Here is an 11900-nt window from a genome sequence, read left to right on the forward strand (position 1 = left end):
ACGCCATTGCCAACCGCCGGCAAGCATCATGCGCTGGCCAGCGCCCCGCCCGCGCGTTGCGCCCGATGTTGCCGCCGGTACGCGCCGGGGCCGATCCCGAAATGCTGTGTGAAGACGCGACCGAACGCCGCTTGCGAGGCATAGCCGCATTGCTCGCCGACTGCGGCGGCTGACAGCCCGTCCTGGCGCAGCAGCCGCGCAGCGCGTTCCATGCGCAGCGTGGTCACCAGCTCCAGTGGCGTGATGCCGCCGAGCTGGGCAAAGCGCCGCGCCAGCGTGGCACGCGAGACATTGCAGATCTCGGCCAGACTGTCGACCGTCCACGGCGCCTCCGGCGCTCGCACCACGGCTTCGACCGCGCGCGCCATGCGTGCGTCGGCCATCAGTGCGATCAGGCTGTGCGCCACGCCACCGCGCGCGATCAACGTGCGCAACAGCACGGTAAACAACGTGGTGGACAGATCCGCGACGATCGCCGCCCCGCCGGGCCGTGGACGGTCCGTCTCCGCGTGCATCATGCCGATCAACCCGCGCAACCAGCCGCCATCGTTGCCATCGCTGCCATCGCTGCCTGCTGCGGACGGGTCCGGATCGGTCGTCGGAATGCAGAGCACCTCCGGCAGCGTGCGCAGGAGGATGTCTGCGGCGCTGCCTAGCACGAAGGTGCCACACAGGATGTCCAGCGGCGCGGCCGCGCCAGGAACGGTGACTTCCGTCACCACGCCATTGAAATGGCGCGATTCCGTGATGCGCCGCTTGCTCGCATGTCGCCCGGTCAGCGTATGGGCCGCACCGTGCGGAAACAGCAGCACGTCTCCTGCCGACACCCGCAGCCGATCCTTGCCCACGGTGACTTCGGCTTGCCCGTCCAGAACGACGTGATACGGGATGTGGCCCGGCGCGGCCTGCGCATTGAACGCCGACCACGCGCCAGCCACGCGGCAATGCAGATCCACGGTGCCTGACGGCGCCAGCAGGCGGACCAGTTCACTCAGGCTGTCCATACGCTATCCATGAGCCACCCTTGCGTGGAAATAGAGTTGAGACGAATAAGCAAAAACGTGAACCTATTCTAGTCAATACGTATCGCCTCCACACCTACCATTGAGTCCAAGGAAGCGCCACACACTCACCGGCGAATCCGCTAACCGGAACCCCCAAGGAGATACGATCATGACCACCCGCCTGCACACCATCGCCATCGAAGACGCCACCGGCCAGACCGCCGAGCTGTTCGGCGCCATCCGCAAGGCCGTCGGCAAGGTACCGAACGCCTACGCAACCATCGGCAGCAACGCCCCCGCCGTACTGGCCCAGGCGCTGCAAACCGGCCAGGTGCTGAAGAGCGGCACACTGTCGGCACGCGAACTCGAAGCCATCAACCTGTCCGTGAGCCAGGCCACCGAGTGTGACTATTGTCTGGCGGCCCATACGCTGATGGCCAAGGGGGCTGGCTATACCACCGAGCAGACCCGCCAGCTGCGCCAGGGTAACTATCCGGAAGACGCAAAGATCGATGCATTGACGCGTTTCGCCGTGGAACTGGTGACTACGCGGGGTACGCTGCCGGCCAGCAGCGTGGATGGCCTGAAGGCGGCCGGCTACACGGACCGCCAGGTTGTCGAGGCCGTCCAGGCGATCAGCGCGATCCTGTTCACGAACATGATCAACCGCGTCAACGACACGACGCTGGACTTCCCTGCGGTCAACTGAGGTCGCGCACCGGAGCGCTACACCGCCACGTTCTGACGTTCCGGCGATCACGAAAACTGCAACCCGTTGCCGACGCTGCAGCGCCCTGACCGGCGCGCGGCGTCGATTTGCATTGGAATGCTCGATTATTTCTACCATACCGGCCGGATTTCGTACTGCGCGGCAGTTTTAGTCTTTGCAATGCATTCCTTCTACATCGACAAACAACAAAATTGAATTCTCAATCTGCGCAGAATTTGCCAGACTGGTGTCCGAAGATCGTCCGAGCCAGATGCAGGACGATGGATGAGCAGTGGATTCACCGTGGGAGTCCGGGGCGTTGCGGATGATGTTGCGCGACGAGCGCGACGGGCGGGACGAAAGCGGCTCCGCCAAACGGCTCCGTCAAAGTGATTCGGGTGACAGGACGCCGAAGGCGTCTTGACACTTTCTGACTTATCAAATAGTTTTCAGTGCAACACAAGGAAACGGCAGTGAAGCACTACACACGAGACAACTTTCAGCTCACACAGAGCATCGGCTTCCATCTCAACAAGGCACGCAACAGCCTGCTGATGGAAATGGATTCGGCGCTGCGCCCGCTCGACATCAACGGTCAGCAGATGGGTATCCTGCTCTCCCTGACACGAGGCGTGGCGAGCACACCGTTCGAGATCAGCAAGCTGCTCGGGATCGACAGCGGCCTGATGACCCGCATGCTCGACAAGCTTGAGGAAAAAGGCCTCCTCGAGCGCAGCCGCAGCATCGATGACCGCCGGGTGGTCAATCTGACGCTGACCGAAAAAGGCAAGGCCGTCGCTGCCCAGATCCCCGAAATTGCGCCGGAAGTGCTGAATCAGCGGCTGAAGGAGTTTTCCGAAGCGGAATTCCTGGAATTCCGCCGGCTCCTGCAGAAATTCGTCTCAACGCGCTAAGAGGCACCGCACCGCCGCCGTCACCGGTGGCTTTTTTTTTGCCATCGCCGCGACTGGCGTTGTCAGAAGCGCACCTCGGCACCCTGGACCAGGCGCTTGGCCAGTCTCGGCTGGCTGAGTTGATCGAGCCACCATTGCAGGGCCCGGCCATCGTTGTCCCCCCGCCAGCCCAGATAGAGCACATTGGGCTCGCGCGGATCCACCGTCTTCTTTTCCACAAGCTCGCCCTTGGCCATCAATCCGGCCACCCGCTGCCGTGGCAGCCAGCCGACGCCCAGTCCTTCGCGCTGCGCCAGGATCTTGGCGCGCATGCTGGGTACTGCCAGCGCGGCCTGCCCGCCTACCACGCCATAGCCGCGTGCCGCCGTCTGGCGCGAGGTGTCCGCCACGACCACGGCGCGATGTTCGGCGATCTGATCGCGCGTCAGCGGCGTCTTGACCGCCGCCAGCGGATGGCGCGGCGACACCGCGAATACCCACTCCATCACCCCCAGTTCGGCCCAGCGCAGATCGGGCATGCCGGGCGGTTCGTTGGTTGCGCCGATCACCAGGTCGGCGCGACCGTCGCGCAGCGCTTCCCAGGTGCCGCCGAGCACTTCCGTCGTGAGACGCAGCGCGACGCCCGATTTCAGGCCATCGAAGGTGCGGATAACGGGCAACAGCAGCTCGAATTCCAGCAATTCGTCGGACACGATCCAGAGCCGGTCTTCCCAGCCGCTCGCGATCTGGCGCACGCGCTGCGTCATGCGCGACACATCCACCATGAGGCGCGCCGCCTCCTGCGCCAGCAGCCGGCCCGCCGGCGTGAGCTGGAGCCGGTAGCGGCGCCGATCGAACAGCAAGGCATCGAAGCGCGATTCCAGTTGACGGGCGGCGTGGGATACCGTCGACGGCGCCTTGCCCAGCCGCGCGGCCGCCCGGGACAAACTGCCGCTCTCCCGGATGGCTTCCAGCAACGCCAGTTCGTCCTCGCTCAACATGTTCAATCCTGTCGAATGTCTTGGTCAGCAGAATCGTACGGCAGGCGGTCGCGGATCGTCCACACTGGCGCTATCTGATTTCACATCGCCAAGGATGCATCATGGGACTTCTGGTCAACGGCCACTGGCAGGACAAGTGGTATGACACGGCCTCCACCGGCGGCCGCTTTGTCCGCAAGGACGCCGCGTTCCGCAACTGGGTAACGGCCGACGGCGCGCCGGGCCCGAGCGGCACCGGCGGATTCCGCGCCGAGCCGGGCCGCTACCACCTCTACGTCAGCCTGGCCTGCCCGTGGGCGCACCGGACGCTGATCCTGCGCAAGCTGAAAGGGCTGGAGGACATGATCGGCGTGTCGGTGGTGCACTGGCTGATGCGCGCGGAAGGCTGGACATTTGCCGATGGGCCGGGTGTCGCGTCCGACACGGTCAACGGCGCACGCGTGCTGCATCAGGTCTACACGGCGGCGGCGCCGGACTACACGGGCCGCGTCACGGTGCCGGTGCTCTGGGACAAGCAACGCCAGACCATCGTCAACAACGAATCGTCCGAGATCATCCGGATGTTCAACAGTGCATTCGACGGCGTGGGCGCCGCCCCCGGCGACTACTACCCGGAGGCATTGCGCGTGGAGATCGATGCGATCAATCCCCGCATCTACGACAACGTCAACAACGGGGTGTACAAGGCGGGATTCGCCACCTCGCAGACGGCGTACGAGGAAGCGGTCGCCCCCCTGTTCGATACGCTGGACTGGCTGGAAAACCATCTGGCGACGCGCCGCTTTCTGGTCGGCAACGCGCTGACCGAAGCCGATATCCGCCTGTTCACCACGCTGATCCGCTTTGATGCGGTGTATGTGGGCCACTTCAAATGCAATATCCGCAGGATTGCCGATTATCCGAACCTGTCCGGCTACGTGCGCGATATCTACCAGTGGCCCGGCGTGGCGCCGACGGTCAACCTGGAACACGTCAAACGGCACTACTACGAAAGCCATCTCACGCTGAATCCGGCGGGCATCGTGCCGGTGGGACCGATTCAGGACTTCATGGCCCCGCATGATCGCGCACGGCTGGCCTGACTGTGGCGTCGCTACGCTGCGGGAGCGGTCAACGATGACACCGCACGCGAGGCCTGCTCCACCGCGCCCGTGACCGACGGACTCCCCGCCGTATCGGCGCCGGCAATGCGGATACTGCCCACGCCGCGTCCGGCCTGCTCCAGTGCGGCCTGCAGCGTGGCGTCATCGGGCGAGAGACTGCCCGGCATGTAGCTGTAGCCGTGCGCCCAGCGGTTCACCGTGATCCCGCGAATCGTCGCTGCCGAGGAAAAGCCACCCGGCGCGAGCATGCGATCCAGTTGCGCGCGGATCTCGTGCTCCAGCGCATCGAATGGCGTCCCCAGCAGGAACGCCCGTCCGGCGCGGAAGCGCTCGCGTGCACTCATCCCGCTGTCCGGCACGGTCGGCACGTAAAGCATGTGCAGGACGACCGGGTCGCCGGGATCGCCGGCCGCCTCGAGCCACAGATCGGAATAGGCCATGGTTGGCGCGTGAATGCGCCAGGTCTTGAGCGCATCGAACGCGCGCCAGTGATCGAGCGCCACCTTGGTGTAGACGACGGGCGCCTTAACGCAGGACCGTAGCGTCGCCTTCACGGCGTCCGGCAGCGTCGGCAGGATGAACGGCACCATCATGTTGTAGCCGGCCACCACCACGTGCTGGGTTTCCACCCGCTGCAGATTGCCCTGCCAGCCGTAGGTGACGCGGGTGAGCCGTACATCGGGCTCGATGGCAAGCGCGGTGCTGTTGAGCCGGATGCGCACGCGACTGCCGTTGACATCCAGCCGGCCGTAGTCGAAACGAGCATTTGCGCCTTCGCCCGCTCGCCCCGACGCCGCGCCGGGCACGAGGCTGTTGACGAGGGCGCGTGCCAGCGAGGCATTGCCGTCCGGAAACCACAGGCGCGAAGCCGGCGACTTGCCAAGGCGCGGATCCACCGCCGGCGCTGGCATGTTCGCCCCGGCAGGCAGGCCGATGGCGATCGCCTGCGCCACGGAAATACCATCGGCATCGAGCGCATAGGCATCCTGGCTGCGGCTGCGCAGGAAACGCACACCGGCCAGGCCCACGCCGGCCTTGTCGCGCAGGAACGTGGCGTAACGCGTGGTCCGCAGGTAAGCCGACCGGTTCTCGGGCGGCATGCCGGACAGATAGTCGACCTGTGCCTGCGCCAGCCGTATCAGGGCCTGGCGGTCCGCGGCCGGTAGCGGCGCGGCATCCAGGAAACGCGCCAATCCATCGGAAGACGTCGGCGCCCCGGTATTGCTGGCATCGATCCAGTCGGCCAACGGGTCGCCGGACAGCCACTGATCGCGCCCGAAATGCTCCGCATCGAGGAATACCGCCCTGCCCAGCCCGCGCCGGACGTAGCCGTCGCCGGGGCGGGTCTGCGCCGGAATCGGCGGCGTCAGGCCGAGACCCGACAGCATCTCGCGCATCGCTGCATTGTCGGTGGCGGAAGGCGGCATCTCGGCGCTGCCGCCATAGGTCACCAGCGTGCGGCCCCGGACCGTGAACTCGTTGCGCTTGGCGTGCCCGCCGAAGTCATCGTGATTATCGAGAATCAGGATTCGCCGGTCGGCACCGAACTTGCGCCGGTAGAACCAGGCCGCCGCCAGCCCGCTGATGCCGCCCCCCACGACCACGAGGTCATAGGACTCCCGGGCCAGGACCGTCGGATACTTCGCGCCCTCACGCGCAAGACTGTGCGCCAGCGTAAACGTGCCGGCATGATTGCCACGCAGCCCAGTCAGCGCCGGCGGATAGACCGGCGCCGCGGCTTGTGCGGCCCGGAGCAGCCCGGCGGGCGTCATGCCTGCGGCGATGGCCAGCGCGCTCCCGTTCAGGAAGTCTCTGCGAGTGATGGTCATGGGGATGAGAGCGGCTTGTTGGCGTTGGCCGACTCGGGCGCACGCGTACCCAGTGCCTGCCGGCGCGCGGCGACCGTGCCTTCCGAAACCGGCTTGGCGCGATTGCCCCAGTTGCTGCGGATGAAGGTCAGCACGTTGGCAATCTCCTGGTCTTCCATCGTCCAGCCGTAACCCGGCATGTGGTAGTCCGTGGGCGCCGTGTTGACACGCGCGGTTACCGCGCCGTCCAGCAGCAGGTTGATCAGCGATGCCGGGTCCGGGTCGGCCACCGTCGGATTGCCAGCCAGCGGCGGGAAAACGCGTGCAAAGCCCTTGCCGCTGGCGTGATGGCAAGGCATGCAGAACGTGGCGTACTGGCGAGATCCGGCGGTGTCGAACCTGCCGGCCTCCAGTTGCGCCGTCATCGTCGGGTCGTAGCGGAACGGCTGGGCTTCACCCCGGGCGCCGGGCAAGGATTTGAGGTAGGTCGCCACGGCGTCCAGGTCATCGGGCGCCATGTGTTGCGTGGAGGAAGCCACGACCGTCGACATCGGGCCGAATGACGTGGCATGGGCATTGCGTCCGGTCCGCAGGTATTCGGCGATCTCCGCCTTCGACCATGCCCCCAGGCCGGTGATCTGGTCGCCGGTCAGGTTGGTGGCCGACCAGCCCTCCACGGACGCTCCCGCCAGAAAATGCCCGCTGCGTTCGTCGGTGCCTTTTTCCCCGTGCAGCATGCCGCGCGGCGTATGGCAGGCGCCGCAATGCGCCACCGCCTGCACCACATACGCGCCACGGTTCCACGCCGCGCCTTTCGCCGCATCCGTCCGCACCGGGCGATCGGAGAGATTCAGCCAGTTCCACGGCACCAGCAGCCAGCGCATGCTGTACGGCCAGCGCATGTCGGCATCCGTGTTGGTCTGGCGGACCGGTTTCACATCGGCACGCAGATAGGCATACAGCGCAGCGACGTCGTCCCGCGACATCTTCGCGTATGAGGTATACGGCATGGCCGGATACAGCCGCTTGCCGTCGCGCGCCATGCCATGGCGCACCGCGCGGTCGAAATCGTCGAGGGAATACTTGCCGAGCCCGGTCTCCGCATCCGGCGTGATATTGGTCGAATAGACCGTGCCGACGCCGGTGCGCAGGGCCAGCCCGCCCGCCATCGGCGCCCCGCCCTCGCGTGTATGGCAGGCGGCGCAGTTGGCGATGCTCGCCAGATACCGGCCACGTGCGATCTGGTCTGCCGGCGCGGACGCCGCCGCGTGCGCGCCGGCGCTGGTCAAGACAAGGATGGCGGCTGACAGCCACCGGCCGTAGGGGCGCATGAGGAGGGCGTGAGGGTTGGCGTCAGGTTGGCCGTCGGGGCAAGGCGCTTCAGTAATCACGGGTCACGGAATGAGCGTAGCTCAGCCGTGCGAGACAGCCCAGTGTGCCAGCAATACCAGGCATCCGACCAGCCCCGCCGCCATGCCGATTCCGGTCAGGATCAGCGGCACCGGCCGCACGTTCTGGAGGTCTTGTTCGTACGCCTGCCCCTTGCGCAGGCCGAAGAAGCCCCAGAGGACAGTGGCAATCAGTCTGAGTGGATGCACGTGCGAGCTCCCGTCATGGCCATGCCTTTCGGCAGATATCGCAATCATGCCGCGATGCACCGTGAGGGAACAGAATCAGCCTTGCGCGATTCATACGGATCAGAAGCCCGGAAAATCGACCCAGAGTTATCGGATCGGCACATGATCTGCAATAATTCTGCGTATCAGTTGTCCGCCCCCGACGACCCGGAACGCCCCCGAACGCCCCCACATGAAACGATACGAAGCCCTGGCCGAAACCCTGGCGCAAGACATTCGCAACGGCAGCCTGCCAGCCGGCACGCGGATGCCGTCGATCCGCAAGACCGTGGCCCAGTATGGCGTGAGCCCTTCCACGGCCTTCCAGGCCTACTACCGGCTGGAAGAACGCGGCCTGGTGCGCGCCCGCGAGCGGTCCGGCTACTACGTGGCAGGCCCGACCGGCCGTACGCTGCCCCCGCCCAAGGCGCGCCCATCGCAAAAGGTGTCCACGGAGGTGGATATCTCCCGACTGGTTTTCGCCGTGCTGGAGGGCGCGCGGGACCGCGAACTGGTGCAGTTCGGCTCCGCCTTCCCCTCACCCGAACTGTTCCCGTGGAATCGCCTGGGCAAGTCGCTCGCCCGCGCCGGCCGGGATCTGGACCCGTGGTATTCCGTCAACGACCTGCCACCCGGCAACCCGGTACTGCGCCAGCAGATCGGCCTGCGTTACCTCGGCGCCGGTGCGCCGCAGCCCACCGACGACATCATCGTTACCAACGGCGCCCTGGAAGCGCTGAACCTTTGCCTGATGGCGGTCACCCAGCCGGGCGACGTGGTGGCCATCGAGTCGCCAGGCTTCTACGCCGCGCTCCAGGCGCTGGAACGGTTGAAGCTCAAGGCCGTGGAAATCCCCGTTGATCCGGTCGACGGCGTAGACCTCGACACCCTGGAAGCCGCAATCGGGCGGCATCCGATCAAGGCGTGCTGGTTCATGACGCAGTTCCACAACCCGACTGGCGCCAGCATGCCGGAGGACAAGAAGCAGGCATTGGTGGCCCTGCTGACCCGGCACCAGGTGCCGCTGATCGAGGACGACGTGTATGGCGAGCTGTACTTTGGCGATCGCTGCCCCTTGCCGGCCAAGGCGTTCGATACCGACGGGCTGGTCATGCACTGCAGCTCGTTCTCCAAGACGCTTTCGCCGGGTTTCCGCATCGGCTGGGTGGCGCCGGGCCGGTTTGGCGAGGCCATTCGCCACCTGAAGCTGATGACTACGCTGTCAGCCGGTGTGCCGACGCAGGTCGCGCTGGCCGAGTATCTGCAACACGGCAGCTACGACAAGCATCTGCGCCGCCTGCGGCATGTGCTGGAGACGCGGCAGGGGCAAATGATCACCGCCATCGGCCAGCATTTTCCGGACGAGGTACGCGTCTCGCGGCCGGACGGTGGCTACTTCCTGTGGGTCGAATTCGCCAGCGGCTTTGACGCGCTGGCGCTGCATCGCGCGGCGCTGGCGGAAGGCATCGCCATCGCACCCGGTCCGATCTTCTCCGCACGGCAGGGATACCGGAATTGCATCCGGCTGAACTACGGCCACGCATGGGATGCACGCGCCGAAGCGGCGGTGGCCACGCTGGGGGCGCTGGCACGCGCGCAGTCAGTCGCGGCGGCGCGACGGTAATGACGCGCGGGCCTGAGGCCGGCACCCACGGTCATCACGGCATGCGGGCGTGCATGCGGCACGATCGGGCGCGGTCAGGCGTGCCGCTCGCGGCCCCAGAACATCTCCAGCAGGCCGAAGCCTGCCTGCACCACCAACGCCAGCACGGCGGCGGGAATCGCCCCGGCCAGCAATTGCGTGGAATCATTCAGCGCCAGTCCCGTGGCGATGCGTTCGCCGAATCCACCGGCCCCCACGAAGGCGGCAATCGTCGCCGTGCCCACGCTGATAATGGCGGCCGTCTTGATGCCGGCCAGGACGATCGGCATCGCCAGCGGGACTTCGACATACCGGAGCACCTGCATCGACCGGAATCCCAACGCCCGCGCCGCATCGCGCATCCCGCCCGACACCTGTTGCAGGCCCGTGCATGTGTTGCGAACGATCGGCAGCAGCGCATAGAGAAACAGCGCGACCATCGCCGGCCAGACGCCGATACGACCCAGCAACGGTATCAACATCGCCAGCAGCGCCAGCGACGGGACCGTCTGCAGCACGCTGACGGTAGCCAGCACAACCTGCCCGAGCCGGCGCCGCCGCGCCGCGACGATGCCCAGCGGCACACCAATCAGCGTCGCCACGCCCACCGCCCCCACCACCAGCGCGACATGGCGAACCGTCAGTCGCCATGTGTCCGCGCTGAATAGCGTGGCGGCAAGGCCGCCGCGTCGCGCGTCCGCCGGGATCGCCTGCGCATTGGCGCCCTTCGACTCCGTATTCGCGCTGGCACCCGGGTTGGCGCCCGGGTTGGCATTCGACATGGCATTCGGGTTGCCTTGCGGATTGCCGGCCAGGAATTGGCGCGCCACGGCGACAAAAGACTGGCCATCGATCTCCGCCGCTGCGTTCATGTCGATCATGTCCGCCACGCGAATCTTGCCCGCGAGGCCCTCCAACGCTTGCCACATCGCCGGGTAACGCCGTGGCACATCGAGCCGGTAGACCACCACCGCGTCATAGCGCGGGAAGAAATGCAGGTTGTCCTCCAGCACGCGGAGATGGAACCTGCGGATCTTGGCGTCGGTGGAATAGATGTCAGTTGCATCGATCTGCCCCTGCGCCAGCGCCTCGTAGGCAATGCCGTGATCAATGCCTGCCGGTCGCTGCGGCAAGCCATAGCGCCGCGCGAGTCCGGGCCAGCCGTCCACTCGACCAAGAAATTCGTGCGACAGCCCCAGCCGCATCGCGGGATGCCGGGCCAGATCGGAGAGCGTGGCAACGTCGCGGCCACGCGCCTCGGACACCGCAATCGCGTAGGTGTTCTCGAACCCCAGTGGGATAGCGACGGCCAGCCCCATCGGCGCCAGCGCCAGGTTGATCTGGGCGAGCGTGGCGCCGAGCGGCAGTTTCAGGATCTCGCTGGCCAGCGTGCCGGTGTAATCGGGATAGAGGTCGATGCTTCCGGCCTTGATCGCTTCAAAGACGATCGCCGTGTTGCCCAGCCCTTGCAGGTGCCGGGCTTCGCCGTGGGCGGCGGATGCCGTTTGGGTGAGGATTTCGCCCAGGATGTAGGACTCGGTGAAGCGCTTGGAGCCGACGCGCAGCGTGTCCGCCTGCGCGGCATGCCCGGTGAGCGCCAACAACAGCGCCACCAGCCACGCCGCCGGCATTGGCGGGCATGGCCGCCGGAGGCGCGGTACGGAGATTCGGAAACGCTGCGGAAGCAATGGCAAGCGGGGATCTCGCATCGGGATTTCCCGCCATCATAAGGGGATCCCCCGCCCAGCGCCTGCCGCGCCTAGGGTTTCGCCGTGAAATGCACGGCCAGCCAGACGGTTGGCTGCGCCGGATCGGTCCAGGCGACGCGATGCCGGCAATGCGCGGGCAAATGGAGCCAGTCCCCCGGCACCATCTTGTGCATGGCGCCGGCATCGGTCTCCACGGCCCCGCTGCCGGCGACCACGAGCACCCATTCGTCCTGCGGATTGTCGTACCAGAATCCGGGCGGACTGGACTGGCCATTGGAGACGATGCGCTCGATCGTCACCTCGCCGGCGGCCTGCCGTTGCAGCAGCGCCGTGAAGACCTCGTCCGGCGCGCCGGACGGTACATCGTGCAGGAGGTTGCCGTGGGAGGTCGCCATGATCGCCATGCGCGCGGTGG

General features: G+C 66.3%; 11 protein-coding genes. 4 read left to right on the top strand and 7 right to left on the bottom strand.

The features are described from left to right. Window positions 1-26: 26 nt before the first annotated feature. Window positions 27-1004, bottom strand: coding sequence for an AraC family transcriptional regulator (locus AC1DOX_RS01950; RefSeq protein WP_441617592.1), 978 nt, complete (start codon window positions 1002-1004; stop codon window positions 27-29). A 169-nt stretch (window positions 1005-1173) separates the two neighbouring features. On the opposite strand from AC1DOX_RS01950, the gene AC1DOX_RS01955 reads away from it, so the two are divergent. Together AC1DOX_RS01955 and AC1DOX_RS01960 are read left to right on the top strand one after the other, a co-directional pair. After that, the gene (locus AC1DOX_RS01955) at window positions 1174-1713 is read left to right on the top strand and encodes a carboxymuconolactone decarboxylase family protein (RefSeq protein ID WP_441617594.1); all 540 of its coding nucleotides are present in this window, start codon (window positions 1174-1176) and stop codon (window positions 1711-1713) included. 473 nt (window positions 1714-2186) lie between these two features. Further along, a complete protein-coding gene (locus tag AC1DOX_RS01960; RefSeq protein WP_092137919.1) occupies window positions 2187-2627 on the top strand; it encodes a MarR family winged helix-turn-helix transcriptional regulator in 441 nt (146 codons plus the stop codon). A 62-nt stretch (window positions 2628-2689) separates the two neighbouring features. Here the strand turns inward: AC1DOX_RS01960 and AC1DOX_RS01965 are convergent, their stop codons facing one another. Next, complete coding sequence (locus AC1DOX_RS01965) at window positions 2690-3607, bottom strand: LysR family transcriptional regulator (RefSeq protein ID WP_441617598.1); 918 nt, start codon at window positions 3605-3607, stop codon at window positions 2690-2692. Window positions 3608-3708: 101 nt separating this feature from the next. Between AC1DOX_RS01965 and AC1DOX_RS01970 the strand changes: the two genes are divergently transcribed. Continuing rightward, window positions 3709-4689, top strand: a complete 981-nt coding sequence (locus AC1DOX_RS01970) for a glutathione S-transferase family protein (protein WP_441617600.1) — start codon at window positions 3709-3711, stop codon at window positions 4687-4689. Between the two features lie 11 nt (window positions 4690-4700). Here the strand turns inward: AC1DOX_RS01970 and AC1DOX_RS01975 are convergent, their stop codons facing one another. From AC1DOX_RS01975 to AC1DOX_RS01985, 3 genes are all read right to left on the bottom strand, one after another. Further along, window positions 4701-6539, bottom strand: a complete 1839-nt coding sequence (locus tag AC1DOX_RS01975; RefSeq protein WP_441617602.1) for a flavin monoamine oxidase family protein — start codon at window positions 6537-6539, stop codon at window positions 4701-4703. Then, window positions 6536-7849: a c-type cytochrome gene (locus AC1DOX_RS01980; protein WP_441617604.1), complete on the bottom strand. Its 1314-nt coding sequence runs from the start codon at window positions 7847-7849 to the stop codon at window positions 6536-6538. The genes AC1DOX_RS01975 and AC1DOX_RS01980 overlap by 4 nt, the downstream gene beginning before the upstream one ends. An 81-nt stretch (window positions 7850-7930) precedes the next feature. Beyond that, window positions 7931-8116: a DUF2970 domain-containing protein gene (locus AC1DOX_RS01985; protein ID WP_092138242.1), complete on the bottom strand. Its 186-nt coding sequence runs from the start codon at window positions 8114-8116 to the stop codon at window positions 7931-7933. A gap of 211 nt (window positions 8117-8327) precedes the next feature. Between AC1DOX_RS01985 and AC1DOX_RS01990 the strand changes: the two genes are divergently transcribed. Beyond that, window positions 8328-9758: an aminotransferase-like domain-containing protein gene (locus AC1DOX_RS01990; protein WP_441617606.1), complete on the top strand. Its 1431-nt coding sequence runs from the start codon at window positions 8328-8330 to the stop codon at window positions 9756-9758. A gap of 74 nt (window positions 9759-9832) precedes the next feature. Here the strand turns inward: AC1DOX_RS01990 and AC1DOX_RS01995 are convergent, their stop codons facing one another. Further along, complete coding sequence (locus AC1DOX_RS01995; RefSeq protein ID WP_441617608.1) at window positions 9833-11407, bottom strand: ABC transporter permease/substrate-binding protein; 1575 nt, start codon at window positions 11405-11407, stop codon at window positions 9833-9835. Between the two features lie 128 nt (window positions 11408-11535). Next, window positions 11536-11880, bottom strand: coding sequence for a cupin domain-containing protein (locus tag AC1DOX_RS02000; RefSeq protein ID WP_441617610.1), 345 nt, complete (start codon window positions 11878-11880; stop codon window positions 11536-11538). Window positions 11881-11900 lie beyond the last annotated feature (20 nt).

The sequence above is a fragment of the Cupriavidus sp. 01L415 genome (assembly GCF_056400065.1).